Genomic DNA, 26,166 nt, shown 5'->3' on the forward strand with positions numbered 1-26,166 from the left:
GACCTATTTGCGATCGGTGATCCAGTATTTTTCCAACCCCCATTGGCGCATCGGCAGATAGTCGTCGAGGGAGGTCGTCACCGGCCGCGGCATCGGAATGTCATCGAGCAGCGCCTTGCCGGTCGGGCTGGCGCCGATGGCCAGCAGGGCCTGGCGCACGGCATCCCGCACCGTGGGTGGCACGCGCGGATGGGCGGCGACCGGATGGGACGGCATGTCGCGGGTCGTGTACAGCACCCGCAGCTGGGCCTGGATCGCCGGCGCCTGCTCGGCGAGGGTCTTCTGCACGCCGCCGCCGGCTTCGGTGAGGCCATTGAGCACGTGCAGATAGACGGAACTGTGGGTCTTCACGTTGAGCATCTGCACGCGCACCCCATGCAGGCGTTCCAGTTCGGCACGCGCCAACAGGCTCGCCCCCACGGAATTCGGCGACGGCACTGCAAGGGTCTTACCGTCCAGTTCCTTCACGCTCTTCAACGGACTGTCCTGGCGCACCACGATGATGCCGCGCAGCGCCTCCTCGTCACGAACCAGCGGAATATAGCCCTGGGAATCCCGCACCTTCAGAATGTGATAGGGGTTGGCATACACGAAGTCGAAACTGCCCGCCTCCACGGCGGCCTCGAACTCCGGCACTGACAGGGTCACCACGAGCTTGAGATCGAGCCCGGTACGGCGGGCCAACTCATCAATGAGCGGTTTCCAGATCGCGAACAGCTTGCGCTGCTCGAACTGCGGCACGACGCCAAACGTGTAGGTGGTGCCCGCAACGGCCAATTGCGGCACTGCCAGGCCGGTGGCGGCCAGCGCCGCCAGCACGTGCAGGCAGCGGCGTCGGCCGGGCCGATGACTGTGGTCATGCAACGGACTCATGCCGAACTCCCTGGATCCAGCCATGGCGTCGGACAAGGCACAATCTGTCGGGCTGGGCGCCATGGCCCACGTGTTTTTTTCTCGTGTGCCTGGGCCGCATGATGGCACTTTGCCCCGTCCGCGTACACGAATGCGCGGACGGGGCAGCACACCGCAGTGTGCGGCGGGATTTCAGTCTGGACCTGCCAGCAGGTCGAGCAATTGCAGATGGGGCACCGGACGGCTGAACAGGTAGCCCTGCCCACCACCGCAGCCCAGCCCCAGCAGCAGCGTCGCCTGCTCGCGGCGCTCGATGCCTTCGACGATGATCTCCATGCCGAGGGAGCCGGCGAGGGCCACGATGGCCTCGATGATGGCCATCCCTTCGCGCCTTTCCGGCAGATGGACGATGAAGGAACGGTCGATCTTGATGCGGTCGATCGGCAGGTCGCGCAGTACGCTGAGGGACGAATAGCCGGTGCCGAAATCGTCGATGCTCACTGCAATGCCATGCCCCTTGAGGGCAGCCAGAATCTCCGTGCTGCGCTCAATCGTCTGCAGCGTGCTCTCGGTGATCTCGAGCTCCAGCGCCGAGGCCGGAAAACCGGTCCGCTCCAGCGTGGCCAGCACGCTGGCGATGAAGTCCTCGCGCATGAACTCCCGCGCCGACACATTGACGGCCAGGCGCAGCTGCTCGCCGCTGCGCTGGCACAGGCCGGCCACCTCGCGGCAGGCCCGCTCCAGCACCCAGCGCCCGAGGCTGTCGATGACGCCGCTCTCCTCGGCCACCGGAATGAAGCGCACCGGCGGAATCATGCCGTGCTGCGGATGGTTCCAGCGCACCAGCGCCTCGACGCCGACGATGCGCCCGTCGGCCAGTTCAACCTGCGGCTGGTAGTGGAGCAGCAGCTGGTCCTCCTCGATGGCGCGGCGCAGGCCCTGCTCCAGGTTCAGGCGCTCGTTGCTGCGCTCGGCCATCTCCGGCGAATAGAACTGGTAACGGTTGCGCCCTGCAGCCTTGGCCGAATACATCGCGATGTCGGCAGCCCGCATCAGCGCGTGGCGGTCGCTGCCATCCTCCGGGTAGACGGCAATACCGATGCTGCCTGACACGGTGATGCTGTCCCGCCCGAGGCGGACCGGCGCGCTGACGGTCTGCAGGATCTTGCTGGCCAGTTCGGCGGCGTACTCGGGGCTGCTGCAGCCGGTGAGGATCACGAACTCGTCGCCACCCAGCCGGGCAATGGTGTCAGTACCGCGTAGCGCACCGCGCAGGCGGCCGGCAACGATGCTCAACAATTCGTCGCCGACCACGTGGCCGAGGGTGTCGTTCACCACCTTGAAGCTGTCCAGGTCGAGGAACAGCAGCAGGCAGTGCTGCTGGCTCCGCCGTGCCTGCTCGATGATCTGCTCGATGCGGTCGTCGAACAACAGGCGGTTCGGCAGGCCGGTGAGCGGATCGTGGTGGGCCAGGTGGTGCAGCTTCTCCTCGACGACATGCATCTCGCTGACGTCGGAGAAGGCGATCACGTAATTGCCGACCTGCGCCTGGGCATCTCGCACCACGCTGAGGCTCTGCCAGGCCGGAAAAGCCTCGCCGCCGCGCCGCCGGCAACTCACCTCGCCCTGCCAGTAGCCTTCCGGATTGGCCGCCAGCTCAGCGAAGAAGGCGCCGCTGCCCTGCTCTCCGCGATGGATGCGGAGCAGCACGTCCAGGTCGAAGCCACGCGCCTCGGCCTCGTTGTAGCCGGTGATGCGCGTGAAGGCGGGATTGACGGCGCAGATGCGCCGCTCCCGGTCGGCAATCAGGATTGCCTCGGCCGCGGTATGGAAAACCACGCTCGACTGGCGCAGGCGTTCTTCGGTCTTGTGTCTCTCGGTCACATCCTGCAGCACACCGACCACCCTGCGCACCGGCCGCGACGCGTGCCCCTTCACGTGGGCCTCGATGTAGTGGGCCTCGCCGTTGTCACGGGCGGTCCGGAACTCGATGCACCGCGCGTCCTCGCTGAGCAGGGCGGCCTGCAGGCCGGCGGCCACCCGTTCACGGTCATCGGGGCTGACGCGTGCCAGGAAGGACGCCTCCCGATCCCCCTCTGCAACCAGGCTGCCCTCGCCGAACAGGGCACTGGGGCAGCCGTCGCCCTGGACGCGGTGCTGCGCGGGCTGCCATTCGAATACCCCCAGCGCCGCCGCATCCAGGGCCAGCTTGAGGCGCAGCTCGCTGCGCTCCACGGCCACCTCCACTTCCCGGCGGGCCAGTGCCATCTGGATCGAGGCGTGTAGTTCGCGCACGTCCCAGGGCTTCACCAGGTAACCAAAGGGCCGGCTGTCGAGGGCCCGGCGCAGGGTGTCATCTTCGGCAAACGCGGTCAGGTAGATCACCGGGATCCGGTGGCGGACCTGGATCTCGGTGGCCGCCTCGACCCCGTCCATGTCCCCCTCCAGGTGGATGTCCATCAGCACCAGATCGGGCGCCACATCGGCCACCTGGAGCACCGCCTGTTCACCGCTCCCCACCATCGCCCCCACGCGGTAGCCGAGGGCTTGCAACTGGTTCTTGAGGTCGAAGGCGACGACGCGTTCGTCTTCGACGAGCATCAGGTTGATCGGCTTGTCGGCAATCATCGGGTTCTCCGGATCGGCAGGGCCAGCGGGAAGCGTAGCGCGAATCGGGCCCCCTCGCCGCTCCCCACGGTAAACCGGCCACGCAACTGGTCCGCCAGCAGCGGCACCAGCTGAAGACCGAGGGACGTCACGCCGGCGAGGTCGAAACCCTCCGGCAGACCGATGCCATCGTCGGTCACCGTCAGGTCGAGCTCTGTGCCCACCGCCTTCAGCTCGATCTGCACGGCGCCTTCCCGACCAGCCGGGAAGGCGTGCTTGAAAGCATTGGTGACCAGCTCATTGACGATCAGGCCGCAGGGCACCGCGCGCTCCAGGTCGAGGAATTGCGGCTCGCCCGGCAGCACGCAGCGCAGCGCGATGCGGGCGCTATCTTCCCGGTAGCTGCCGAGCAGCAACTGGGTGAGGCGGTCGAGGTATTCGCCCAGGTCGATGCGCGAGAAATCCTTGCGCTCATACAGCAGCTGGTGGGTCAGGGCCATCGCCCGCACGCGGCGCTGGCTCTCGGCCAGGATGTTGCGCAAGCGCGGATCGCTGGCGTGGGTGGACTGCAGGTTGAGCAGGCTGGAGATAACCTGCAGGTTGTTCTTGACCCGGTGATGCACCTCGTTGAGCAGCACCGTTTTTTCCTGCAGCGCATTCTCCAGGGTCTGCTGGACGCGGCGCCGCTCGGTGATGTCCACGATGGAGGCCAGCACCATCGGCCCTTCATCGGTATCGATGGGGTTGAGGCCGATTTCCACCGGGAACTCGGAGCCGTCGGCGCGCCGCGCGAACAGGTCTCGGCCAACCCCCATCGGCCGGGCCAGCGGCGCGTGAAAGAAACCGCTGCGGAACTGCCGGTGCTCGCCGCGCAGGCGTTCGGGCACGAGCATCTCGACGGCCTCGCCGATCAAGACCTCGCGGGAATAGCCGAACAGCTGCTCGGTCTGGGCGTTGACCAGCACCATGCGCCCCCCCCGATCCACCATCACCATCGCGCTCGGCGCAAACTCGACGACCCGCCGGAAACGTTCTTCCTGCCGCTTGCGCTCGGTGATGTCCACCACCGCCGCCAGCACCATGAAGCTGCCGCCGGCCTCGATGGGCGTCAGGCCGATCTCCACCGGAAACTCGCTGCCATCCCGGCGCCGCGCGAACAGATCACGCCCGCTGCCCATCGGCCGCGAATGCGGATCGGCAAAGAAACTGGCCCGATAGGCGGGATGATGGCCCGCCATGCGGGTCGGCACCAGGCGGTCCACGGACTCGCCCAGCAACTCGTCGCGGCTGTAGCCGAACAGGCGCTCCGCCTGAGCATTGACCAGCACGATGCGGCCTTCGCGGTCCACCATCACCATGGCGGTCGGCACCCACTCGACAACTCGGCTGAAGTATGCATCGCCGGCCGGAAAGGGCTCGCTACGGGAATTCTCGTTCATGGACGACTCTCCGATGGGCCAGCCTGCAGGAATTGGATCGTCGCCGAGGGACACGGTTCCTGCTGTGACGGGTTACGCTGTGATCCACATTCATCCCCCCAGTTGACCATGTCCGAGCTCAAGACCCTGGCCCTGTTCACCCTCACCGCGCTGGCCGAGATCCTCGGCTGCTACCTGCCCTGGCTGTGGCTGCGGGAAGGCCGTAGCGCCTGGCTGGTGCTGCCGGCCGCGCTGAGCCTGGCCGCCTTCGCGTGGCTGCTGACCCTCCACCCCACCGCCGCCGGTCGTACCTACGCGGCCTACGGCGGCGTCTACATCGGCGTGGCGCTGCTGTGGCTGTGGGCGGTGGACGGCATACGCCCGACCCTCTGGGACGCCGTCGGTGGCAGCGTTGCGCTGGCCGGCATGGCGATCATCATGTTCGCGCCGCGCACCTAGAGGCCGCCCCCGGCGGCCTATAGCGTTGCGACCACAGACGGTCGGGCATGTCTGAGGATTACCCTCACCAACAGTTCCGGATCCACCGGTTTAGCGATATGGGCCACCATCCCCGCCTCCAGGCAACGTGCCTTCTCTTCTTCAAAGGCATGCGCGGTCTGCCCGATGACCGGCAGCGTGGGCGCCAGCGCATGAATTTCACGGGTCGCCGCGTAACCATCCATCACCGGCATCTGGACGTCCATCAACACCACCTGGAAGGCCGCGTCACCGCTGGCGCGCACCCGTTCCACCGCCTCCCGGCCATTGCTCGCCAGCGTGACGCAGGCGCCTTCTTCCTCCAGCAGGGCTTCCAGCACCATCTGGTTGACCTCGTTGTCCTCGACGACCAGCACCGGCATGTCCACCAGGCGGGTACCCGGCAGCACATCCTCGGCCAGCAAGGGCTGCGCCGGTCCCATTCCAGGCGGCAGCGGCTCACAGGGAAGACGCACCTCGAAGGTGCTGCCACAGCCCGGCTGGCTGTCGACCCTGAGCATGCCGCCCATCAGCTCAACCAGCCGATACGTGATCGCCAGCCCCAGGCCGGTGCCGCCGAAACGGCGGGTCACCGAGTTGTCGGCCTGCTCGAAGGGCGCGAAGACCTTGGCGATCTCCTCCTCACTCATGCCGATGCCGGTGTCGCTGACCCTCAGTATCAGCTGCCCATCGGCAAATTCGGCGCTCAGCGTGACGCTGCCCTTTTCGGTGAACTTGATCGCGTTGGACAACAGGTTGAGCAGGATCTGCCCAATCCGCAGCGGATCAGTGACGCAGCGCTCCGGAAGCGGCGTGCCCCGGCGGAAGCGCAGCACCAGGCCCTTGGTCTGGGCCCGCGCCTCCATCAGCGCCAGGCTCTCGCCAATGACGCTGGCGAGCTCCACCGGAATCGCCTCGATATGCAGCTTGCCGGCCTCGATCTTCGAGAAATCGAGGATGTCGTTGATGATGCCCAGCAACAACTGGCCGGACGCCACGATGCGTGCAAAAGTGTCCCGCGCCCGGTCGCGGCCGCGGCTCTCCCGGTAACCGACATGGGCCAGGCCGAGCACGCCGTTGAGGGGGGTGCGGATCTCGTGGCTCATATTGGCGAGGAACTCGCTCTTCGCTTGCGCCAGGCGTTCGGCTTCCGCGCGGGCAGCCACCAAGTCGGCGGTGCGCTCCGCCACCAGTTCCTCTAGATGATCGCGATAGCGTGCCAACTCCTGGTCCTTCAACACCCGCTCGGTGATGTCCTGCAGGATCGCAATGCCGCCGACCAGCCCGCCGGCCGGATCGCGTAGCGGCGAACAGTGCATCGCGATGTTCAGTTCCTTGCCTGCAAAGGTCGTCCGGTAAGGCCCCTCGTATTCGCCGAGACGCCCCTCCAGCGCCGCCTGCAACGCCGGCAGCACGCGCTGGTCGCTGAGCTTGCTGCAATCCACGTGCACCATATAGTCGTAGGGCACCTGCATGATCTCGGCAAACTGGACGTTGCAGTAGCTGACCTTGAGTTCGGTGTCGTACTGCAGGATGCCCACCGGGGAGAACTGCAGCAGCAGCCGGTAACGCGCCTCACTTTCGCGCAGCGCCAGTTCGGCGCGCTTGCGGTCGGTGATGTCGGACTGCACCCCCTCCCACAGGATGTCGCCATCCGGCAGGCGCGTCGGGCGCGACAGAAGCGACATCCAGCGTAGCTCGCCATTCACCTCCACGCGCCCTTCCCAGTCGAAGGGCCCCGGCCGTTCTCGCACGGCCCGGCAGCGCGCCGCGTAGCCGGGATAGTCGTCGGGATGGATCTTCCGCGTGACGCTGCGGGGATCGGCCAGGATCGTCTCCTCGTCGATGCCGATCTGTTCGCAGAAACGCGGACTCACGTAGATGAAGTGGAAGTCCCCGTCAGCGCACACCCGCTGCTTGAAGACGCCAGCGGGCATGCGCTCCACCAGCTTTTCGTATTCGTTCAGGGCGTCCTGCAGGGAGGCCTGTACCTGCTTGCGCTCGGAGATATCCAGCGAGACCCCGTGCACGCTGACCGGCCGACCATCGGCATCCAGGTCCACCCCGCCAATGCCGTGGATCCAGCGGATAGCACCGTCGGGCAGCCGGATCCGGTATTCCTCGTCGAAGGGTTCGCCACGCTGCATCAGGCCCTCGCGGAAGCGGGACACGACCCGCTCCCGGTCATCTGGATGGAGGCGCTCGACCCAGCTGTCGACACTCAGGACTTCATCCGCCTGTCCGCCCAGGATCCGGCGCAACTGCGCGGAGCTGTAGGCCTCGCCGCTATGCAGATCGATGGAAAACACGCCCAGGCCGGCGACCTGCTCGGTGGCGCTGAGCACCTGGTCGCGACTGCGCAGATCGGCGAGTGTCTCCTCCAGGCGGGCATGGCTCTCCCGCAGCTGTTCGGCATTCAGGAACTGGTGGCGGTACAACCGGCCGATCAGCACCGCAGAACCCAGCGACACCAGCAGAAAGACCGCAAGCAGTTCGACGGTATGGCGTACCGCCTCCTTCCAGTCGGCCAGGTAGTCGTCGGTGGCCATACCGACCACCAGCACCAGGGGCAACCCCTCGACCCGACGGAAGGTGTTGAGGCGCTCGATGCCATCCGACGCGGTGACCGTGCGGTAGCTTGCCTCCGGCCGCCCGCTGGCGACGAGTGCCCGCAGCTCATCGGATACCGCGGTGCTGCCGATCATCCCCGCTGGCCCGGGAATCGACGGCACACGCATGATCAGACTCAGATCTTCGTAGCGCAGCGTGGCGCCGCCCTGGGGGCCGAGTTGCTGCCGGGGCAACAGCCGGTTGAAATGTTCGAGCGGCACCACCGCAGTGACAACGCCCGCAAAGGTCCCGTCCTCATGCCGCAAGCTGCGTGCGAAGGTGATCACCCAGGTGCCGGTCACCCGGCTCAGCACCGGGCGAGCAACGAACAGGCCGCGCTGCGGATCGTCGCGCTGCACCTTGAAGTAATCCCGGTCGGACACGTCGATGCCGGCCGCCGAACCGCTCCGGCTGAACCACCAGCGCGGCCGCCCATGGCTATCGTAGACGCGCAGGCCGTCGATCTCCGGCAGCCAGGATTTGTAACGCGCCAGCAGGTCCAGCAACTCGGCATTGGACAGATGGCCGGCGCCCCCGCGCTCGGCCCGCTCGATCTCGTCCACCAAGGCCAGCAACACCACATCAAGGGTGCGGGCGGTGCTGACCAGGCTGTGCTCGACGGCTTCGACCAGGTTGCGGGTCGTCAGCGTCGCCAATGCCTCCGCCTTGTTCTGGCTCTGGTTAAGGTTGAAGATCGCCAACGCAATGGCCGCCATATTGGTCAGCACCACGGCCGTCAGCAACAGGCGCTGGAACCGACCTGGAACGGAAGCGGAGAAGAACGCGAACGACGGCAATTTCATGAACGGACCCAAAAAGCGCCGCAACTGAAGAACATCAAGAACGGCGTGACAGGCGCTAACGGCAGGCACCCGCCAGTCTGAAGGCAGCTGTCACGGCATTGACACCCCGACTCCACGGTTTCGTCACAACCAGCGTGCACATTGTCACGCATGGACATCTTCCCCCTGCGCTCCACCCGCCGGCGGCTCGCCACGCACACGCTGCTGTGGCTGCCGGCCCTGCTGCTGACCAGTGCCGACGCGCTGGCCTGGGGGCTGTACACCCATGTCTATTTCGCCCAACTGCTGCTGTGGGCGATTCCCCTCGCCGATCCGGCCCTGCGCCGTCTGGCGCGCCGCCACCCGAAGCTGGTGATGGCCGGCGCCTGCCTGCCCGATGTGGCCCTCACCGCCCGCAGCGCCGGCGCCGAGGCGCTGGCCACCAGCCACCGCTGGCCCCAGTTGCACGCGCTGATGGACGCCGCCCGCGGCGACGCCGAACAGGCCGCGGTACTCGGCTACGCCAGCCACCTGATGGCCGACATCATCGCCCACAACCATTTCGTACCTGCCCATGAGCGGCTGTGGTTCGAGTCGGAGCTGGCCACCCACGTGGCCGTTGAATGGGCCATGGACCGCCACGTGGCATCCCAGCTGTTCGCCCGTCCGGCGGACCTGATGCGCAGCGAGCGTGACGTTCTCTCACCACTGATGGGCCGCGCCTTCCACTGCCATCCGGATAAGGTCGGCCAAGCCCTGGCCACCCTCACCAAGGGTGAAACCTGGCTGCGCAACAGCGGCCTGCACGCCGGCCTGTACCACGCGGCGCGCTTCATCGACCGCCGCGTGCAGCGCCGCTTCAACCTCTACCTCGGCCACACCGGCCGCCGCCTCGGCCAGCTCGGTCGCCTGCTGGAGGGCGAGCAGCCCAGCTGGCTGGCCGAAGTCGAACCGATCGAAGCCCGCGCCAAACTGATCACCGCGCCGCGCCGCCTGCTGCGGGCCTGTCTGCCGCTGCCGGAAGACCTGTTCGTCGCCCAGGCCCACGCGAGCTACTGCCCAACCATCGCCTCTGCCCGCACCCACGCGTCGAACTCCTCCGCCGTCACGTAACCCAGCGCCAGCGCCGCCTCGCGCAGCGTGGTGCCGCGGTGGTGGGCCAGCTTGGCGATCTCACTGGCGCGGTCGTAGCCGATATGTGGGCTCAGCGCCGTCACCAGCATTAGCGAACGCTCCACCAACTCGGCGATGCGCGGGCGGTTCACCGCGATGCCCCGCGCGCAGTGCGCGTCGAAGCTGGCCATGCCGTCCGCCAGCAGGCGCGCGCTGCCGAGGAAGTTGTGAGCGATCAGCGGCTTGAAGACGTTCAGCTCGAAGTTGCCGGAAGCGGCGCCGAGCGTCAGCGCCACGTCGTTACCGAAGACCTGGCAGCACAACATCGTCAGCGCCTCGCACTGGGTCGGGTTGACCTTGCCGGGCATGATCGAGCTGCCCGGTTCGTTCTCCGGGATCAGCAGCTCGCCGAGACCAGAGCGCGGCCCCGAGGCCAGCCAGCGCACGTCGTTGGCGATCTTCATCAGCGCCGTGGCGAGCTGCTTGAGGGCCCCGTGGGCGCCGACCAGCGCGTCGTGGCCGGCCAGCGCGGCGAACTTGTCGGGCGCGCTGCGGAAGGCCAACCCGGTACGCCCGGCCAGCTCGGCGGCGACCCGCTCGCCGAAGCCCGGCGGCGCATTGAGCCCGGTGCCCACCGCAGTGCCACCGACGGCCAGCGCCTGCAGTGCCGGCAGGCTGGCGGCAATGGCCTCCTCCGCAAGGTCGAGCTGGGCCACCCAGCCGCCCATCTCCTGGCCAACCGTCAGCGGTGTAGCGTCCTGCAGATGGGTGCGGCCGATCTTGACGATGTCGGCGAACTCCACGGCCTTTGCGGCCAGGGTCGCCGACAGCGCGCGCAGCGCCGGCAGCACGCCGTCGGCCATCATCTGCACAGCCGCCACGTGCATCGCCGTCGGGAAGACGTCGTTGGACGACTGGCTCAGGTTCACATGATCGTTCGGGTGCACCCGCCGCCCCATGCCGCGCTCGCCACCGAGCAGTTCAGAGGCGCGGTTGGCGAGCACCTCGTTCATGTTCATGTTGGTCTGGGTGCCGGAACCGGTCTGCCACACCGATAGGGGAAAGGCGTCCGGGTGGTCGCCGACCAGCACCTCGCCGGCCGCCGCGACGATAGCCGCGGCCTTGTCGGCGGCCAGCACGCCGAGTTCCCCATTGACCACCGCGCAGGCGCGCTTGACCTCGGCCAGCGCGGCGATCAACGCGGCCGGCATGCGTTCGATGGAAATCGCGAAATGGTGCAGCGAGCGCTGGGTCTGGGCGCCCCACAGGGCGCTAGCGGGAACATCGATGGGACCGAAGGCGTCCCGCTCTGATCGGGTCGGCGTGCTCATGCGCATCTCCTGGCTGCCGGGGATGCTTCCAGTCTAGTCCCTCGCCGGCAGCATGGCCGGCGGCGAACCTGCTTTAGAGCAGCGTGATGGCGCCGTAGGCCAGCGTGGCGCCAATCGCGCCGCCAGCCAGCACGTCGCTGGGGTAGTGCAGGCCAAGCACCGGGCGGGACACGGCCACCAGAGCCGCGAAGCCGAACACCGCCGGCGCCAGCAGCGGGAAATGCTGGGCCAGCACCAGGGAGAAGCTCACCGCGTGCAGTGTGTGGCCGGACGGGAAGCTGAACTTGTCGAGGGGCGAACCGGCGCACACCACGTCGCGGACCACCTCGAAGGGGCGCGGGCGCAAGGTGCGGATCTTGAGGATCTTGTAGACGATCACCCCGACCACGCCGGCCGCCAGCATCTGGCGCAGGGCCGGCAGGGCCTCGGCGCCGAACAGCGCGAACAGGCAGGCCGCCAGCGTGTACCACGCCACGCCGTCGCCGAGCCGGCTGACTGCACGCATCAGGTCGCGCAGCCCGCGGTAACGGGACAGGCGGTTGGAGCGGACCGCCAGGCGGTCATCGAGCAATTGCAGGCGGGCGGGCAACACGAACATGGTTTACCTCCGGGCGGCGACGGGGGAACTCAGGATGACCTGGCGCTGCAGGGCGACCAGGCTATCGACGATGGCGTGCCAGGCCAGGCGGGCTACCCGCTCCCGCGCAGCGAGACGCTGGCGGGCGCGCAATTCGGGGGCATCGGCGAGGGCCACGGCGCCTTCCACGAAGGCCGCCTCGTCACCCGGCTCAGCCAACCAGCCATGGACATGATGACCGACCAGCTCCTGGGCGGCGGCGTCCCGGTAGGCAACCACCGGCAGGCCGCTGGCCAGCGCCTCGGCGACCACATTGCCGTAAGTCTCGGTGAGGCTCGGAAAGAGGAACAGGTCGCCGCTGGCGTAGTGCTCGGCCAGCGCCTCGCCAGTCTGCGGGCCAGCAAAGATGGCCCGCGGCTGGCGTCCCCGGATGGCGGCCATGGCCGGGCCGCCGCCCACCATGATCAGGCGGGCCCGCGGCTGGCGGGCGTGGATCGCCTCGAAGGCTTTTTCCAGCAGGGCCAGGTTCTTTTCCGGGGCGATCCGGCCGACGTACACCACCGCCAGATCATCCGGCTCCAACCCCCAGCTGCGGCGCAGCATGCCGCTGCGACGGGCTGGATCGAACAGGCGCGTATCGACGCCGCGGGACACCACATCCACCCGCGGAATGCCCTGCCCGGCCAGTTCGTGGCACAGGGCGCGGGTCGGCACCAGGGTCAGGTCGGCCCGGTTGTGGAATTTGCGCAGATATGCGGCGATCGGGCGCTTCAACCAACCGACGCCGTAGTGGCCGCTGTAGCGATGGAAATTGGTGTGGAACTCGCTGATCACCGGCAGGTTCAGCTTGCGCGCCGCGGTCAGCGCTGACCAGCCCAGCGGGCCTTCGGTCACCACCTGCACCACGTCCGGGCGCTGATGGGACCAGCGACGCAGCAGCACCTTGCGGGCTGGCAGGCCGAGCTGCAGGTTGGCGTAGCGCGGCAGCGGAATGCCACGGGACAGCATCTCCTCGACTCCGTCGCCACCGCCGGCGATGGCGCCGCCCTCATGGGCCTGGCGCGGGCGGATCAGATCAACCCGATGGCCCGCGGCGACGAGGCCATCGACCATGCGTCCAGTGGTCATCGCCACGCCGTTGATTTCGGGTGGATAAGTCTCGGTCACCACGGCCACCCGGAGGGAGGTCAGATGACTGGCGAGTTCCTGGCAGATAAGTCCGGCGTGGTCCATCCCGCAAGTGTTGCGGCGGCATGCTGCACCGGTGTTACGACGAAGTGATGGGTGGATGACGAACGGCAGCCTTTTCGCCCACGCCAATTTGCCGCATGCTGACGGCCCGGCCTCCGCGGGTGAAGGAACCCGCCCCCATCCCATGGACTCGCCCCCTCACCTCACCACCAAATGGCAGCTCTGGTTCGACGGCTCGGCCTACCCCAATCCGGGGCGGCTGGGACTGGGAGTGATCGTGCATGGCCCGGACGGGCAGCACATCGAGTTGTCGACCACCGCCCACGGCACAGGGTGCAACAACGAAGCCGAGCTGCTGGCCCTCGAACAGGCCCTGCTGCTGGCCCGGGAGGCAGGCGCCACCCATCTGAGGGTGCGCGGCGACAGCGACTTCGTGGTGCGCCACCTGAACGGCGACGCCCATACGGACATCGCCCGCCTCGGCGCCATCATCATGCGGCTGCGGATCCAGCTGGATGCTTTCGCCAGCGTAAGCCTGGAATGGGTACCGCGCCACCGCAACCCGGATGCCGACCGCCTCTCACGGGCGGCCCTTGGCCTGCCGGATAAACCGGCGCCGCGCCCTATTTCGCGACGTCGGCGGCGCTGACGCCCTCCTCAGACAACTCCTCTGACAACAGGCGGGCGGCGATCAGACCGTTGGCGAGGCCGAACACCGTCGCCGCCAGCGCAAACACCGGCACCAGATAGAACACCCCATCGTGGGGCACCAGCCACACGCGGGCCACCAGCACCTGGCCGCCTATGTGGGCAAAGGCCGCTAGCACGCTCTGGCTGACCGGACCGAACCAGCGCTTGGGCAGATGCATCGCGACGCCCAGCACGACCAGGCTCATCACGCCGCCGGTCAGGCTCAGGAAGAAACCCGGCGCCAGAAACTGGCCGAGCAGCAGGCTACCGACCAGCACCCGCAGCAGCGCCACCCAGGCGGCCTCGCGCCAGCCCCAGCGGGCCAGCACGACCAGCGTGATGATGTTGGCGAGGCCCGGCTTGATGCCCGGCAACGGCAGCGGGATGGCCGCTTCGGCGACGGTCAATACGATGGCCGCCGCGGCATGGCGGGCCACCCGGTGGTCGTCCGCGGTCGGCTTGAGTTCGATCTCAGTAGTTGAGGGAGTCATAGTCGGCATTGCGTCCAGACAAGGACAGGCTGACTTCGTTGGGGGCGCATATCGCCACCGCGCCGGCGCTGTTCAGCCAGCCCTGACGCACGCAGTACTGGCGCGGGCCGGGGTCGGACGCGACGCGGGCACGGCCCGGCTGCACCTCGATGCGGGTGGTGCCGATCGGGCCCGGCACGTCGACGATTCGCGGCGCATTGAGATCCACTTCAGCAAAGACGCGGCCGCCAGCGCGGATGACGGCCTTGTCCGGATGGCCGCCCTGCCACAGGGTCAGCGCCGACAGCACGCACACCGCCAACGCGCCGCCGAGGACAAGGAAGTCGCCCGCCCGCAGGTAGACCGCCCAGGCGACCAGCCAGCGCTGCAGGGCGACGACCCGCTTCATTTGAAGGACCGGTGGCGTATCTGCACCCGCACATTGTCCTGGAAGCGCGCGGCCAGCTGCTCGGCCACATACACCGAGCGGTGCTGGCCGCCGGTACAGCCGATGGCGATGGTCAGGTAGCTGCGGTTGTCATTGACATAGGCCGGCAGCCAGGACGCCACGAAGGCATAGATGTCGTCCACCATCTGCCCCACTTCAGGCACTTTCTCGAGAAAGTCGATGACCGGCTGGTCGCGCCCGGTCAACGGCCGCAGCAGCGGGTCGTAATGGGGGTTGGGCAAGCAGCGCACGTCGAATACCAAGTCGGCGTCCACTGGAATGCCGTGCTTGAAGCCGAAGGACTGGAACAGCACGGCGATCTGGCTACCTGCTTCCAGATCCATGAAACTCTTGATCCAGTTGCGCAGCGTGTTGGCCGCCAGGTCACTGGTGTCGATGCGCTGGCCCAGCTCGGCGATCAGCGCCAGCTCCTCGCGCTCGCGGGCGATGGCTTCCCCGAGGGTGCTGTAAGCGTCGCCAAGGGGGTGGCGGCGGCGGGTCTCCGAGAAGCGCGCGATCAGCACGTCGTCACGGGCATCCAGGAACAGGAAGCGCAGGTCGTCCACCATGCCGCGCAGCGCCTCGACCTGTTTCGGTAGCGAGGCGATACCAGCCCCCGAGCGCACGTCGACAGCCACCGCAATACGCTGGTAGCCAGCACCCCGCAGGTGAGACACCAGTTGCGGCAGCAGCGCCGACGGCAGGTTGTCCACCACGTAGTGGCCACAATCCTCCATGACATTGAGCGCGACACTCTTGCCGGAACCGGACAGACCACTGATCAGAACGAGTTGCATGACTTCAGACAATCCTGTTTCTAGAACGACAAGGGGCTGCGGAGCGCAGCCTTACACAGCTTCATGACGGGAAAATCATGGATACAAAAATAGCATAAACAATTCCCAGCACGAGAACCACGTCTATTTTGTAGATTTCGTCAATTTTGACAAATCAAAACGCATACAGAAGCTATCCCTCCAGCGTCGCGACGCCGGCACCCAGAAGCTCACGCAGCAACCATTCGACCAACTCCCCGAAGCTTAGACCGAGAAAGCGCTCATTGGCTTCCTGATAAAGCGGCACGCTCGCCAGATAGCCCCGGCAGGCTATCGATATCCAGGCTCCGTCGCTCCAGCAGCGTGAAGGTGAAGCACACGCGGACGCATTGCGGGCCATCCGCACGCCATCGTCTGCGAAGGCACGCAGGCGGGCGAACGCGGACTCCAGCGTGGATCGCGCGCCCTCCAACCCGCCACCGGCACGCCGAAGGCGCGCTGCACCGCGGCATTGTCGCCGATGTGCTCGGAATAGGAATGGGTGCTGATGAGGCGGCCGAGGTGCCGTCCGTCCAGGGCCTCACGCAGCAGCGCGACGGCCTGCTCGGAGTGGGTCACGTAGCCGCGGTCCACCAGCGTCGCCGTGTCCCCGTCGAACAGCAGCACGTTGTTGGCGGACAGCCAGCCCCGCTCCAGCACCCGGTTGCCGGGCGGCAAGGGACAGGCGGACATGCCCGGCCCTCAGTCGGACTCGTCGGCCGGCTGGCCGGCGACAGGCTTCAGGCTGCCGGTCGCGCTGTCCTGCCCGTCGGCAGAAGAGTCGGTCTCGCCGAAGATCTCGTCGGCACCGCGACCGCAGCCGATGCAGTAGCCGCTTTCGTCGATCTGGCAGATGCCGACGCAGGGATTGTCGTCGCTCATCGTGGTCTCTCAGGCGGGCTGCGCACTGGCCGTCGGACCATCGAACAGGGCCGCCTGGCGCACAGCGATCAGGTCCAGGATCTCCTGCTTGCGGGCCTCGCTGGCGCCGCTCCATTCGGTGATCTCGGGAATGGTACGGAAACAGCCTTCGCAATAGGCGTTGGCCTCATCCATGCGGCAGACGTTGATGCAGGGGGAAGGAATACTCATGGAACACTCTCTGGGTAAAGACATGCCCGCCACTGCGTGGCGGCGGGTCGTGGTTGGGGTAGCCGTTTACAGCTGCTTTTCGTCGCGGATGCGCTTGCCGACGGCCGGCGGATGGTGCTGGCCCATGGCCCGCAGCAGCGCCACGACGTTGTCCTCGATCTGCAGCAGGCCGCGGTTCTCGGCCTTCATGAAACCCTCGGCAATGCCGCGGTCGAGCATCTGGATCAAGGGCGAATAATAGCCGTCCACATTGAGCAGACCGACCGGCTTGGCGTGGAAGCCCAGCTGGGCCCAGGTCAGGATCTCGAAAAGCTCCTCGAAGGTGCCCAGTCCACCGGGCAGCGCGATGAAGCCGTCGGCCAGTTCGGCCATCCGCGCCTTGCGGGTGTGCATGGAGTCCACAACTTCCAGGCGGGTCAGGCCCTCGTGGCCGACCTCCCATTCCAGCAGCGCGCGCGGGATCACCCCCACCACCTTGCCACCGGCGGCCAGGCAGGCATCGGCGACGGTACCCATCAGGCCGACATTGCCGCCGCCATAGACCAGCTCGATGTTTCGTTCGGCCAGGGTCTGGCCGAGCGTCTCAGCCACGTCCCGGTATACCGGCCGGCCCCCCATGCGGGAACCGCAGAATACGCAGAGATGCCGCATCTCCCTGCTCCTCAATACGGCCCCTTGGCCAGCCAATGCTCAAGTTGGGGCAGGCGGTCGTTGCCCCAGAAGCCCTCGCCTTCGACGATGAAGAAGGGCGAGCCGAACACGCCGCGTGCCTCGGCCAGATCGATCTCGGCCTTCAGGCGGGCCTTGGTGCCGGCGTCCGCGAAGGCCGCCGAGATGTCATCCCGGTCGAGGCCCCGTGCATCGGCGATCTCGACCAGCACCGCGGTCTCGGCAATGTTGCGGCCGTCTACGAAGTAGGCGCGATACACCGCGTGGGCGAACTCCCGCGCTTCATCCGGGTTGCGGTCACTGAGCCACTGGAAGGCGCGGGCCGCATGTTCGGTGTGCAACGGATAGGGGCTGGGCTCCTTGAACGGGATCTCGAAGAAGGCCGCTGAACGCTCCACATCGCGCCGCACGTACTCGGAGCGCATCAGCGCGGACGGAATGCGCATGCCGCCCTGGGGCTGGTAGTGAGCGTCGAGCACGATGGCGTGCCACATCACGGTACGACCGTACTTTTCCGCGATGGCATCGATCTGTTCGGAAGCCAGATAACCGTAGGGTGAGGAAAAGTCGAAGTAGAAATCGATCGGGGCGGACATCCAGGTCTCCGGGGTCGTGGGGCGGTGTTCAAGGCCCCGCATTATCCATGGCCGGCGCCTGAAGATTGGCAACAGGCCCGCGGCCAAGTTCCATGCGGATTCAGAATCCGCCTTCGGCGAGCCATTTCTCGATCTGCGACAGGCGGTCGGCGCCCCAGAAGGCCTCGCCGTCCACGAAGATGTAAGGAGAACCGAATACGCCACGGGCAAGCGCCAGTTCGCTCTCGGCGATCAGGCGGGTCTTGATCTCGGCGCTGCCAAGCACGGCGGACAACTCGTCCCGATCCAGGCGCAGGCCGGCGGCGACATCGAGCACCACCGCCAGGTCGGAGATGTTCTGGTCATCGACGAAATAGGCGCGGTAGATCGCCAGACCAAACTGCCGGGCCAGCGCCGGATCCCGGTCGTTGATCCACAGGAAGGCGCGGGCGGCATGCTGGGTCGGCAACGGGAAACTGCTCGGCTGGCGGTAGGGCAGGCCGAAGTAACGCGCCGAGCGCTGGATGTCGTGCAGGGAATAGGCGCCCTTCAGCGGGATGCTGGGCAGAGGCCCGAGGCCGGTGACCTTGAAGGTGGCGCCGAGCAGGAAGGGATGCCACAGCACGCTGCGCCCATAGCGGGCGGCCAACTCGTCGATCTTCTCGGCAGCGAAGTAACCGTATGGGGACGAGAAGTCGAAATAGAAATCCAGCGGGGCGGCGGAACGTTGCGGAGTATTCACGACAAGGCTCTCCCGTTCAGGCGGCCTTCGGCCACAGGATCATCTGGGTGCAGCGGAACAAGGCCAGGCGCCGGTCGCTGCCGCCACTCCGCACTTCGGCATCCCACACGTGGGTGTTGCGGCCGAGATGCACGGCCGTCGCATCGCACAGCAGCATGCCCTCGGTCTGGGTGCCCAGGAAATTGCTCTTCAGCTCAATGGTGGTGAAGCTCTGCGCCCCATCGGGCAGATGGGCGACGGTGGCGTAACCCGCCGAGGTATCGGCCAGCGCGATGATCGTCGCGGCGTGCAGGAAACCGTTGGGCGCCAGCATCTCCGGACGGATCAGCAGCCGCGACGACAGCTTGCCGGGCTCCAGCGCCACGGCCTCGAAGCCGAACCAGCCCGGCAGATGGCCGACACCGCGGGCGTTGAGGGATTCCAGACTGATGCCTTCGCGTAAGCGGATTGCGGCCATGCGTGTTCTCCTCCCGTATCGGCCGGCTGTCCCGGCTCCTTGTCGTTCAGTTCGTCGTGCCAATGCTGCCGGTGCATCGCGGTGAATGCGCCAGCAGCCCGCGGGTGAGGCTCAGCCGTCCAGTGCCTCGAGGGCAGCCAGATAGCGCGGTGTGAGGTCTTCCGGCCGACCGACATTGATGCCGAGGTCGCGGATCAGACCGTCCTTCAGGCCGTAGGCCCAGCCATGCACGGTGAGGGATTGACCACGCCGCCAAGCGTCCTGTACGACGATAGTCTGGCAGACGTTGACCACCTGCTCCAGCGCGTTGAGTTCGCACAGGCGATCCTGGCGCAGTTCCGGCGGCAGCGCATCGACGCGCCGGGCGTGCTTCACATGTACGTCCTGCACGTGGCGCAGCCACAGGTCCACCAGGCCGACGCGCTCGCGGCGCAGCGCCGCACCGACGCCCCCGCAGCCGTAGTGGCCAACCACCATGATGTGCTTGACCTTCAGCACCTCGACGGCGAACTGGATCACCGACAGGCAGTTGAGATCGGTGTGCACCACCACGTTGGCGACGTTGCGATGGACGAAGACTTCGCCCGGCAACAGGCCGATGATCTCGTTGGCAGGCACGCGGGAGTCGGAACAGCCGATCCACAGGTATTCGGGGGCCTGCAGCGTGGACAGCTTCTCGAAGAAACCGGGGTCCACCTGGCGCATGTGTCTGGCCCAGGCCTGGTTGTAGTCGAAGAGATGGAACAGGTTCTCGTTCTTGACCTCGGCCTCGTTCCAGTTCTCGAGATCGAGAGCGAAGAACATGGTGCCTTCGAATGGCGCCGGGTAATAGGCCGGCGCTTCCATGAAGCCCAGCTCACGGTATAACTTGACGGCGATGCGCATCGCCGGCTGGGTGTCGAGCAGGATCCGGCGATAGCCCAGGCTCTTGGCCGCCTTGATGGCCGCCAGTGCCAGCTCGCGGCCGACGCCATTGCCGCGGAGCTCGGGCTCCACGTACAGGCGCTTCATCTCGCAGACGCCCTCGGTGAAGGGACGGATACCGACGCAACCGGCAGGCTGGCCATCGAGTTCGGCGAAGAACAAGCGGCCGGCCGGTGCCGAATAGGCACCCGGCAGGCTGGCCATCTCGTCACCGAAATTCTGGAACGCCAGATCCACCCCCAGCCATCCGGCATAGTTGCGGAAAAACTGGCGGACATGTTCAAGTTCGGCGGTGTTATCGGAGCCGAGAACGCGGAGGGTTACTGCCATCGATCTTATCTTCCTGTGAAAACGGAACTGGCCGATACGATACCCGTCCTCGCCCCCTGTTTCACCTCTGCAGCCCTCAGGTAGATGCGTCAAAAAAACTCACCTGCTTCGCCGCACAAGGCCGGTATCACTTACTGGGCAAGGGTTTCGACACAATAAATTACGCTTACGTTAACGTAATTTTCCTGCTAAAAATTTATGGTGCGTCGCGCAAACGTGCTGCCAGCTCCGCCCGTGCCGCCGCTGCACCGGCAGGGTTTTCGGCAAGGAGCTCGGTACATTGCTTTTCGAGCATGGCAATTTCTCCCAGCACGGCCTCAATGTCTTCGCGCTGCTGTTCGATGGCCCGGCGCCGGTCAGCCAGCACGTCGAGAAAGCGCTTCAGCTGGGGAGCGGAATTGCGCACGCCGTCGTACATGCCGAGCAGTTCGCCGATCTCGGCCAGCGACAGGCCCAGGCGCTTGCCGCGCAGGATCAGGCGCAGCCGGGTACGGTCGCGACGCACATAGATGCGGTTGCGGCCGGCACGGGTCGGCGCCAGCAGGCCTTCGTCCTCGTAGAAACGGATTGCCCGCGGGGTTATCCCGAACTCGCGGGCAAGATCGGTGATGGTGTAGGTTTGTTCCTGGCTCATGAGTCGAGTCGGACGCGGCATACGGCGTCAGGGCACGGAATGGCGCGCAGTAGATCAGATTTCACCTGTGCGGGCAACGCGGGCAATTCCCAATAAACATTACAAGACCCAACTAGGAGAAAAGCATATGAGCGAGACGCTGGAATATCCCTTCGACACGCTGCCGGCCGAAGGGGCTACGCTGGAGGTGGCACCCGGAGTGCATTGGATCCGGATGCCGCTGCCCTTCGCCCTCAACCACATCAACCTGTGGCTGATCGAGGACGGCGAGGGCGTGGCGATCGTAAACACCGGCTTCGGCCTGGAAGCCACTCAGCAAGCCTGGCAGCGCATCCTGGCGGACGTCGGCAAACCGGTGACGCGGATCATCGTGACCCATTTCCACCCGGATCACTTGGGCCTCGCCCAGTGGCTGTCGGACCGGACCGGTGCCGACATCACGATGACCCACGGCGAATACCTCAGCGGCCACGCGGTGTGGCACCAGCTGGGCGGCTACGGCACCGTACCGATGGTGGCCCAGTTCCGCCGCAACGGCCTCGACGAGGAACGCTGTCAGGCCCTCGCCGACCGCGGCAACGCCTATGAACGTGGCGTACCGTCGCTGCCGTCCCACTACGAGCGCGTGGTGGACGGCGAGCACCTCCATATCGGCGGCCGCGACTGGGAGATCATCGTCGGTTACGGCCATTCGCCGGAGCACATGTCCCTGTATTGCGCGGATGCCGGCATCCTCATTTCCGGCGACATGCTGCTGCCACGGATCTCCACCAACGTCAGCGTTTTCGCAGTCACGCCGGATGACGATCCCCTCGGCCGCTTCCTCGATTCGATCCGTAAGTTCAAGCGATTGCCGGTAACAACGCTCGTGCTACCATCACATGGCAGTCCTTTCCGCAATATTGGTTTGCGCGTGGTTCAGCTCGTCGAGCACCACGACGCCCGCTGTGCGGAACTGCTCGATGCCTGTGACGTGCCACGCTGCGCGGGGGAATTGCTGACGACGCTGTTCCCGCGGCCGCTCGACACACATCAGGTCATGTTTGCCATGGGGGAAGCCATCGCCCACCTGAACCATCTCGAGCGCAAAAGGGAGGTGTGCCGGTCGGTGGATAGCGATGGGATAGTCCGTTTCGTCAAAAGCCAATAACCAGGAGAGCCCACGAATGGCTGCGCCAGAAAAAGAAACCGTCAAGTCCGAACTGCCGGACCCCAAAGAAGTCGCCAAGACCTACGCCGAAGTCGCGCAGCGGGCCTCCAAACTGCTCGCCGACCATATCCAGAAGCAGGTCAAGAAGGGCCTCAGCACGCCGTCCGACGAACTGGGCATTGCTCAGGCCTTCATGGACATGATGGGCAAGCTGCTCGCCAACCCGTACCGGCTGGCCCAGGCCCAGATGAACCTCGTCTGGGACTACTTCTCCCTGTGGCAGCACTCCGTCATGCGCTTCACCGGCATGGGCGGCAGTCCCGTGGTCTCGCCGGCCAAGGACGACAAGCGCTTCAAGGACGAGGAATGGCAGGAGCACTTCCTGTTCGACTTCATGAAGCAGTCCTACCTGATCGCCGCCCGTCACATCCATGACACGGTCAGCAGCGTGGACGGCCTCGACGACCAGAGCCAGAAGAAGGTCAACTTCTACACCCGTCAGTACATCGACGCCCTGTCCCCGTCCAACTTCGCGCTGACCAATCCGGAAGTCTTCCGCGAAACCGTCAAGAGCCATGGCCAGAACCTCATCAAGGGTCTGAACAACCTGCTGCGCGACGTCGAGGACGGCGATGGCAACCTGCGCGTCAAGATGACCGACACCTCGGCCTTCGAGCTGGGCAAGAACGTCGCCACCACGCCAGGCAAGGTCGTCTTCCAGAACGACATGATGCAGCTGCTGCAATACACGCCGAGCACCCCCGAGGTCTCCAAGCGTCCGCTGCTGATCGTGCCGCCGTGGATCAACAAGTTCTACATCCTCGACCTGCGCGAGAAGAACTCCTACATCAAGTGGTGCGTGGACCAGGGCCACACCGTGTTCGTGATCTCCTGGGTCAACCCGGACGAGCGCCTGGCCGAGAAGAGCTTCGACTCCTACCTGCTGGAAGGCACGCTGGCCGCGGTGGACGCCATCGTCGAGCAGACCGGCGCCAAGGAAATCAACGCCGCCGGCTACTGCCTGGGCGGTACCCTGCTTGCCACCACGCTGGCCTACATGGCCGGCAAGCGTGACAAGCGGATCGCCTCCGGCACCTTCTTCACGACCATGACCGACTTTGCCGATCCGGGCGAGCTGGGCGTGTTCATCGACGAAGGCCAGGTCTCCAGCCTCGAGAAGAAGATGTTCGAGCGCGGCTACCTGGAAGGCTCGGAGATGGCCGGCACCTTCAACATGCTGCGTGCCAACGACCTGATCTGGTCCTTCGTGGTCAACAACTACCTGATGGGCAAGGATCCCTTCCCCTTCGATCTCCTGTACTGGAACTCCGATTCCACGCGCATGCCGGCGAAGATGCACAGCTTCTACCTGCGCAATATGTACATGAAGAACCTGCTGAAGGAAGCGGGCGGCATCGAAGTCGGCGGCGTCGCCATCGACCTCGGCAAGATCAAGGTCCCGACCTACTTCATCTCCACCATCGAAGACCACATCGCCCCGTGGAAGAGCACCTACTCGGGTGCGCGCAACTTCGGCGGCCCCGTGCGCTTCGTGCTGGGCGGCTCCGGCCACATCGCCGGCATCGTCAACCCGCCGGCAGCCAACAAGTACGGTTTCTGGACCAACTCCAGCGCCAAGTTGCCCGACACCGCCGACGAGTTCTTCACCGGCGCCGAGCAGCAACCGGGCTCCTGGTGGACCGACTGGCAAGCCTGGCTGCTCGGCCAGGACGCCAGCAAGGTTCCGGCCCGCGACCCCGTCAAGGGCACCCTCAAGGTCCTCGAGGACGCACCGGGCTCCTACGTCAAGACCCGTCTGGACGCCACGAAGAAGGCAGCCTGAACGGACGTGTAGCACCGTAACGACAGGAAGGGGGCTTCGGCCCCCTTCCTGTTTTATCCCGCCCCTCTGCTCCGCCCCTTTCCGTGGCCACCTATCCCCTAGAAGCCCCCCTGCCCCATGGCCTGCCGGTCGTCCTCGACACCAACGTGGTGCTGTCCCTGTGGATGTTCGAAGACCCCAGCCTGGTCCGCCTTCGCGCAGCCGTCGAGAGCGGCGCACTGCGTCCCGTCAGCCGCGAGGACTGCCTCGACGAACTGGCCCGCGTGCTGGCCTATTCCCAGTTCAAGCAGACACCGGAACACCAGGCGGAGATCGCCGCGGCCTACCGGGCCCGCTGCATCCTCATCGCACCGGCAGCCCCACCCGCCTGCGAACTCCCGAAATGCCTCGACCGGGACGACCAGAAGTTCCTTGAAGTCGCCCGGGACAGCAGCGCCCGGGCCCTGCTGTCCCGTGACAAGCTGGTCCTCAAGCTCGGCCGCCGCCCGGCGATCGCCGCCCGCTTCGCGATCCTCACACCGGAAAAACTGCAAACCCTGCTGCCTGACGACGGCACGCCACAAAAAATTAATCCGGCATGACCGCAAATGCCATGCCGTAAGGCTAGACTGGCTCTACACCTGTTCATTACGGAGTATGACCATGGCGCTCGACAGCGGTTTCGATCTCGGCAGTCTCGTCACCAACTATCTCATTCCCTTCGGCTGGAAGCTCGCCGGCGCCATCGCCTTGTGGATCATCGGGGGCTGGCTGATCAACGCCATCGGCAATCTGTCGAGCCGCAGCATGACTCATCAGAAGGTCGAACCGACCCTGATCCGCTACGTGGAGGCCACGTTGCGGGTCATCATGCGCATCGTGCTACTGATCGTCATCCTGTCGGTGTTCGGCATCGAGACGACCAGTTTCGCGGCGCTGATCGCCGCCGCCGGTGTGGCCATCGGCGTGGCCTGGAGCGGCCTGCTGTCCAACTTCGCGGCCGGCGCCTTCCTGATCATCCTGCGTCCGTTCAAGGTCGGCGACTTCATCAGCGGCGCCGGCATCACCGGCACGGTGAAGGAGATCGGCCTGTTCGCCACCACCATCGACCAGCCCGACGACGTGCGTACCACCGTCGGCAACAACAAGCTGTTCTCCGACAACATTGTGAACTACACCGCCAACCCGTCCCGCCGCGTCGAACTGTTCGCCCAACTGGCCCACAGCGTCGCGCCGCAGCAGGCGATGGAACTGATCCGCAACCGCGTCGCGCAGATCCCCAATGTGCTCGCCACGCCGGCACCGGACGTGGAAATCCTCGAATTCAACGCCGCCGGCACGCGTCTCGTGGTGCGCCCCCATTGCCACAACGACCATTACTGGCAGGTGTACTTCGACACCAACAAGATGCTGGCCGAGATCGGCAGTGCCAACGGCTGGCCGGTACCCGCGCCGCACCAGGTGCTGCGCCAGCAGGTCTGACGCACGACCGTCGTCAGGCGGCCAGCTCCCGCCGCAGCGCTGCCAGGTAGCGCAGCCCGGCGGCGGCGCGGCTGCCATACCAGGACGTCATTTCCCCGTCGATCAGCCTGGCCGGCCGACGAGCCAGTCCGGCCACCTCGTCTACGTGCTGGTCGCCAAACCGATAGGGCTCCGACGACAGGAACACCCGGCTCACTTCCGCCAGCCACGGCGCGTCCCAGTCGAAGGCCGGATAACGCACACCGTCTCCGAGTGCCGGCCAGCAGTCCCAGCCGACCAATGCCAGGCTCGCCGCGATGTAGGTGTCAGGCGCCACCGTCATCCACGGTTCGCGCCAGATCAGGTACAGGATCTTCTCCCGCGGCAGCTCACGGCCGGCCGCCTGCGCCAGTGCGATCGCCTCCACCAGCCCGGCAGCCAGCTCAGCGGCCTGTTCCTCACAGCCGAACACCGCACCGAACAGGCGGTACAGCGGCAGGTTGTCCTCGGGCCGGCACGGATGAGTGACGATCACATTGGGCACGAAGCGGGCGATCTCCGCCACGCAGTCCTTGCGGTTCTCGTCGATATTGACGATCACGTGAGTCGGCGCCAGTTCCCGCAGGCGGGCGAGGTTCACGTCCTTCGTCCCCCCGACTTTAGGGATACCCTTCAAGGTCACACTCGGATGAATGCAAAACCCGGTACGCCCAACCAATTGGTCAGCCAGCCCGAGCGCACACACCAGTTCGGTCAGCGACGGCACCAGCGACACGATGCGGGCCGGCCCCACCCACGGACGGTGGCGCTGCCCGGCCGCATCCACCAGGAAATCGACATCATTCTCGTTCATCATCCGTCTAGTATCTCAAGACCCGTATCCTTGTTGGAAGCCGGCGCAAGTCGCGGTAATCTCGGGCGCTAAGCAG

27 protein-coding genes are annotated in these 26,166 nt (G+C 66.1%); 7 read left to right on the top strand and 20 right to left on the bottom strand.

Features of this window, described 5'->3' with window-relative positions:
- Window positions 1-3: 3 nt before the first annotated feature.
- The 3 genes from AC1PPK_RS01900 to AC1PPK_RS01910 all read right to left on the bottom strand — a co-directional run bounded on the left by AC1PPK_RS01900 (window position 4) and on the right by AC1PPK_RS01910 (window position 4,898).
- Window positions 4-873: a phosphate/phosphite/phosphonate ABC transporter substrate-binding protein gene (locus tag AC1PPK_RS01900; RefSeq protein WP_481116157.1), complete on the bottom strand. Its 870-nt coding sequence runs from the start codon at window positions 871-873 to the stop codon at window positions 4-6.
- A gap of 171 nt (window positions 874-1,044) precedes the next feature.
- A complete protein-coding gene (locus tag AC1PPK_RS01905; protein WP_481116158.1) occupies window positions 1,045-3,480 on the bottom strand; it encodes a two-component system response regulator in 2,436 nt (811 codons plus the stop codon).
- On the bottom strand, window positions 3,477-4,898 hold the full coding sequence (locus AC1PPK_RS01910; RefSeq protein WP_481116159.1) for a sensor histidine kinase: 1,422 nt from the start codon (window positions 4,896-4,898) through the stop codon (window positions 3,477-3,479). The genes AC1PPK_RS01905 and AC1PPK_RS01910 overlap by 4 nt, the downstream gene beginning before the upstream one ends.
- 108 nt (window positions 4,899-5,006) lie before the next feature.
- Here AC1PPK_RS01910 and AC1PPK_RS01915 point away from each other — a divergent pair, with 108 nt between their 5' ends.
- Entirely contained in the window at window positions 5,007-5,336 is a 330-nt protein-coding gene (locus tag AC1PPK_RS01915) for a YnfA family protein (protein WP_481116160.1), read from the top strand.
- Between the two features lie 17 nt (window positions 5,337-5,353).
- Here AC1PPK_RS01915 and AC1PPK_RS01920 read toward each other — a convergent pair whose 3' ends face one another.
- A complete protein-coding gene (locus tag AC1PPK_RS01920; RefSeq protein ID WP_481116161.1) occupies window positions 5,354-8,767 on the bottom strand; it encodes a PAS domain S-box protein in 3,414 nt (1,137 codons plus the stop codon).
- 150 nt (window positions 8,768-8,917) lie between these two features.
- Between AC1PPK_RS01920 and AC1PPK_RS01925 the strand changes: the two genes are divergently transcribed.
- The gene (locus AC1PPK_RS01925; protein ID WP_481116162.1) at window positions 8,918-9,859 is read left to right on the top strand and encodes a zinc dependent phospholipase C family protein; all 942 of its coding nucleotides are present in this window, start codon (window positions 8,918-8,920) and stop codon (window positions 9,857-9,859) included.
- Here the strand turns inward: AC1PPK_RS01925 and fumC are convergent.
- The 3 genes from fumC to AC1PPK_RS01940 form a co-directional block, all read right to left on the bottom strand.
- On the bottom strand, window positions 9,799-11,190 hold the full coding sequence (fumC, locus tag AC1PPK_RS01930; protein ID WP_481116163.1) for a class II fumarate hydratase: 1,392 nt from the start codon (window positions 11,188-11,190) through the stop codon (window positions 9,799-9,801). The two genes, AC1PPK_RS01925 and fumC, sit on opposite strands and share 61 nt — an antisense overlap.
- Before the next feature lie 73 nt (window positions 11,191-11,263).
- Window positions 11,264-11,788 (bottom strand): phosphatase PAP2 family protein, encoded by a 525-nt coding sequence (locus tag AC1PPK_RS01935; protein ID WP_481116164.1) that lies wholly within the window; start codon window positions 11,786-11,788, stop codon window positions 11,264-11,266.
- Window positions 11,789-11,791: 3 nt separating this feature from the next.
- Window positions 11,792-13,000, bottom strand: a complete 1,209-nt coding sequence (locus AC1PPK_RS01940; RefSeq protein ID WP_481116165.1) for a glycosyltransferase family 4 protein — start codon at window positions 12,998-13,000, stop codon at window positions 11,792-11,794.
- Window positions 13,001-13,142: 142 nt separating this feature from the next.
- Here AC1PPK_RS01940 and AC1PPK_RS01945 point away from each other — a divergent pair, with 142 nt between their 5' ends.
- Window positions 13,143-13,607: a ribonuclease HI family protein gene (locus tag AC1PPK_RS01945; protein WP_481116166.1), complete on the top strand. Its 465-nt coding sequence runs from the start codon at window positions 13,143-13,145 to the stop codon at window positions 13,605-13,607.
- On the opposite strand, the gene AC1PPK_RS01950 is transcribed toward AC1PPK_RS01945, so the two are convergent.
- The 12 genes from AC1PPK_RS01950 to AC1PPK_RS02005 all read right to left on the bottom strand — a co-directional run bounded on the left by AC1PPK_RS01950 (window position 13,582) and on the right by AC1PPK_RS02005 (window position 20,804).
- Window positions 13,582-14,139: a Gx transporter family protein gene (locus AC1PPK_RS01950; RefSeq protein ID WP_481116167.1), complete on the bottom strand. Its 558-nt coding sequence runs from the start codon at window positions 14,137-14,139 to the stop codon at window positions 13,582-13,584. The two genes, AC1PPK_RS01945 and AC1PPK_RS01950, sit on opposite strands and share 26 nt — an antisense overlap.
- A complete protein-coding gene (locus AC1PPK_RS01955; protein WP_481116168.1) occupies window positions 14,120-14,527 on the bottom strand; it encodes a NusG domain II-containing protein in 408 nt (135 codons plus the stop codon). Before AC1PPK_RS01955 ends, AC1PPK_RS01950 begins: the two co-directional genes overlap by 20 nt.
- On the bottom strand, window positions 14,524-15,363 hold the full coding sequence (gene rapZ, locus AC1PPK_RS01960; protein WP_481116169.1) for an RNase adapter RapZ: 840 nt from the start codon (window positions 15,361-15,363) through the stop codon (window positions 14,524-14,526). Before rapZ ends, AC1PPK_RS01955 begins: the two co-directional genes overlap by 4 nt.
- Before the next feature lie 309 nt (window positions 15,364-15,672).
- Complete coding sequence (locus AC1PPK_RS01965; RefSeq protein WP_481116170.1) at window positions 15,673-16,074, bottom strand: MBL fold metallo-hydrolase; 402 nt, start codon at window positions 16,072-16,074, stop codon at window positions 15,673-15,675.
- Window positions 16,075-16,083: 9 nt separating this feature from the next.
- On the bottom strand, window positions 16,084-16,263 hold the full coding sequence (locus AC1PPK_RS01970) for a DUF1289 domain-containing protein (protein WP_481116171.1): 180 nt from the start codon (window positions 16,261-16,263) through the stop codon (window positions 16,084-16,086).
- 9 nt (window positions 16,264-16,272) lie between these two features.
- Complete coding sequence (locus AC1PPK_RS01975) at window positions 16,273-16,473, bottom strand: DUF1289 domain-containing protein (RefSeq protein ID WP_481116172.1); 201 nt, start codon at window positions 16,471-16,473, stop codon at window positions 16,273-16,275.
- Window positions 16,474-16,539: 66 nt separating this feature from the next.
- Entirely contained in the window at window positions 16,540-17,124 is a 585-nt protein-coding gene (locus AC1PPK_RS01980; protein WP_481116173.1) for an LOG family protein, read from the bottom strand.
- Window positions 17,125-17,135: 11 nt separating this feature from the next.
- On the bottom strand, window positions 17,136-17,738 hold the full coding sequence (locus tag AC1PPK_RS01985; RefSeq protein WP_481116174.1) for a DsbA family protein: 603 nt from the start codon (window positions 17,736-17,738) through the stop codon (window positions 17,136-17,138).
- Window positions 17,739-17,838: 100 nt separating this feature from the next.
- On the bottom strand, window positions 17,839-18,459 hold the full coding sequence (locus AC1PPK_RS01990) for a DsbA family protein (RefSeq protein WP_481116175.1): 621 nt from the start codon (window positions 18,457-18,459) through the stop codon (window positions 17,839-17,841).
- Window positions 18,460-18,475: 16 nt separating this feature from the next.
- Complete coding sequence (locus AC1PPK_RS01995; protein WP_481116176.1) at window positions 18,476-18,916, bottom strand: PaaI family thioesterase; 441 nt, start codon at window positions 18,914-18,916, stop codon at window positions 18,476-18,478.
- Window positions 18,917-19,027: 111 nt separating this feature from the next.
- Window positions 19,028-20,170, bottom strand: coding sequence for a carbonate dehydratase (can, locus tag AC1PPK_RS02000; protein ID WP_481116177.1), 1,143 nt, complete (start codon window positions 20,168-20,170; stop codon window positions 19,028-19,030).
- A 196-nt stretch (window positions 20,171-20,366) separates the two neighbouring features.
- Complete coding sequence (locus AC1PPK_RS02005; RefSeq protein WP_481116178.1) at window positions 20,367-20,804, bottom strand: MerR family transcriptional regulator; 438 nt, start codon at window positions 20,802-20,804, stop codon at window positions 20,367-20,369.
- A 127-nt stretch (window positions 20,805-20,931) separates the two neighbouring features.
- On the opposite strand from AC1PPK_RS02005, the gene AC1PPK_RS02010 reads away from it, so the two are divergent.
- The 4 genes from AC1PPK_RS02010 (at window position 20,932) to AC1PPK_RS02025 (ending at window position 25,258) form a co-directional block, all read left to right on the top strand.
- A complete protein-coding gene (locus AC1PPK_RS02010; RefSeq protein WP_481116179.1) occupies window positions 20,932-21,954 on the top strand; it encodes an MBL fold metallo-hydrolase in 1,023 nt (340 codons plus the stop codon).
- Window positions 21,955-21,970: 16 nt separating this feature from the next.
- A complete protein-coding gene (locus AC1PPK_RS02015) occupies window positions 21,971-23,797 on the top strand; it encodes a PHA/PHB synthase family protein (protein WP_481116180.1) in 1,827 nt (608 codons plus the stop codon).
- 83 nt (window positions 23,798-23,880) lie between these two features.
- A complete protein-coding gene (locus AC1PPK_RS02020) occupies window positions 23,881-24,378 on the top strand; it encodes a putative toxin-antitoxin system toxin component, PIN family (protein WP_481116181.1) in 498 nt (165 codons plus the stop codon).
- Window positions 24,379-24,439: 61 nt separating this feature from the next.
- Window positions 24,440-25,258 carry a mechanosensitive ion channel family protein gene (locus tag AC1PPK_RS02025; RefSeq protein WP_481116182.1) on the top strand — a complete coding sequence of 273 codons (819 nt, stop codon included), beginning with the start codon at window positions 24,440-24,442 and terminating at the stop codon, window positions 25,256-25,258.
- 13 nt (window positions 25,259-25,271) lie between these two features.
- On the opposite strand, the gene AC1PPK_RS02030 is transcribed toward AC1PPK_RS02025, so the two are convergent.
- The gene (locus AC1PPK_RS02030; RefSeq protein ID WP_481116183.1) at window positions 25,272-26,093 is read right to left on the bottom strand and encodes a helical backbone metal receptor; all 822 of its coding nucleotides are present in this window, start codon (window positions 26,091-26,093) and stop codon (window positions 25,272-25,274) included.
- Between the last annotated feature and the right edge of the window lie 73 nt (window positions 26,094-26,166).

It is taken from the genome of Zoogloea sp. JDB1 (assembly GCF_056724025.1).

Bases quoted from the DNA above. Each gene is read 5' to 3' on its own strand.
- can (WP_481116177.1), bottom strand. From the start codon at position 20,170: ATGGCAGTAACCCTCCGCGTTCTCGGCTCCGATAACACCGCCGAACTT.
- fumC (WP_481116163.1), bottom strand. From the start codon at position 11,190: ATGAGCACGCCGACCCGATCAGAGCGGGACGCCTTCGGTCCCATCGAT.
- AC1PPK_RS02025 (WP_481116182.1), top strand. From the start codon at position 24,440: ATGGCGCTCGACAGCGGTTTCGATCTCGGCAGTCTCGTCACCAACTAT.
- AC1PPK_RS01980 (WP_481116173.1), bottom strand. From the start codon at position 17,124: ATGCGGCATCTCTGCGTATTCTGCGGTTCCCGCATGGGGGGCCGGCCG.
- AC1PPK_RS01900 (WP_481116157.1), bottom strand. From the start codon at position 873: ATGAGTCCGTTGCATGACCACAGTCATCGGCCCGGCCGACGCCGCTGC.
- AC1PPK_RS01975 (WP_481116172.1), bottom strand. From the start codon at position 16,473: ATGAGTATTCCTTCCCCCTGCATCAACGTCTGCCGCATGGATGAGGCC.
- AC1PPK_RS01935 (WP_481116164.1), bottom strand. From the start codon at position 11,788: ATGTTCGTGTTGCCCGCCCGCCTGCAATTGCTCGATGACCGCCTGGCG.
- AC1PPK_RS01910 (WP_481116159.1), bottom strand. From the start codon at position 4,898: ATGAACGAGAATTCCCGTAGCGAGCCCTTTCCGGCCGGCGATGCATAC.
- AC1PPK_RS01970 (WP_481116171.1), bottom strand. From the start codon at position 16,263: ATGAGCGACGACAATCCCTGCGTCGGCATCTGCCAGATCGACGAAAGC.
- AC1PPK_RS02005 (WP_481116178.1), bottom strand. From the start codon at position 20,804: ATGAGCCAGGAACAAACCTACACCATCACCGATCTTGCCCGCGAGTTC.
- AC1PPK_RS01985 (WP_481116174.1), bottom strand. From the start codon at position 17,738: ATGTCCGCCCCGATCGATTTCTACTTCGACTTTTCCTCACCCTACGGT.
- AC1PPK_RS01940 (WP_481116165.1), bottom strand. From the start codon at position 13,000: ATGGACCACGCCGGACTTATCTGCCAGGAACTCGCCAGTCATCTGACC.
- AC1PPK_RS01995 (WP_481116176.1), bottom strand. From the start codon at position 18,916: ATGGCCGCAATCCGCTTACGCGAAGGCATCAGTCTGGAATCCCTCAAC.
- rapZ (WP_481116169.1), bottom strand. From the start codon at position 15,363: ATGCAACTCGTTCTGATCAGTGGTCTGTCCGGTTCCGGCAAGAGTGTC.
- AC1PPK_RS01925 (WP_481116162.1), top strand. From the start codon at position 8,918: ATGGACATCTTCCCCCTGCGCTCCACCCGCCGGCGGCTCGCCACGCAC.
- AC1PPK_RS01965 (WP_481116170.1), bottom strand. From the start codon at position 16,074: ATGTCCGCCTGTCCCTTGCCGCCCGGCAACCGGGTGCTGGAGCGGGGC.
- AC1PPK_RS02030 (WP_481116183.1), bottom strand. From the start codon at position 26,093: ATGATGAACGAGAATGATGTCGATTTCCTGGTGGATGCGGCCGGGCAG.
- AC1PPK_RS02015 (WP_481116180.1), top strand. From the start codon at position 21,971: ATGGCTGCGCCAGAAAAAGAAACCGTCAAGTCCGAACTGCCGGACCCC.
- AC1PPK_RS01955 (WP_481116168.1), bottom strand. From the start codon at position 14,527: ATGAAGCGGGTCGTCGCCCTGCAGCGCTGGCTGGTCGCCTGGGCGGTC.
- AC1PPK_RS01920 (WP_481116161.1), bottom strand. From the start codon at position 8,767: ATGAAATTGCCGTCGTTCGCGTTCTTCTCCGCTTCCGTTCCAGGTCGG.
- AC1PPK_RS01950 (WP_481116167.1), bottom strand. From the start codon at position 14,139: ATGACTCCCTCAACTACTGAGATCGAACTCAAGCCGACCGCGGACGAC.
- AC1PPK_RS02010 (WP_481116179.1), top strand. From the start codon at position 20,932: ATGAGCGAGACGCTGGAATATCCCTTCGACACGCTGCCGGCCGAAGGG.
- AC1PPK_RS01945 (WP_481116166.1), top strand. From the start codon at position 13,143: ATGGACTCGCCCCCTCACCTCACCACCAAATGGCAGCTCTGGTTCGAC.
- AC1PPK_RS01905 (WP_481116158.1), bottom strand. From the start codon at position 3,480: ATGATTGCCGACAAGCCGATCAACCTGATGCTCGTCGAAGACGAACGC.
- AC1PPK_RS01915 (WP_481116160.1), top strand. From the start codon at position 5,007: ATGTCCGAGCTCAAGACCCTGGCCCTGTTCACCCTCACCGCGCTGGCC.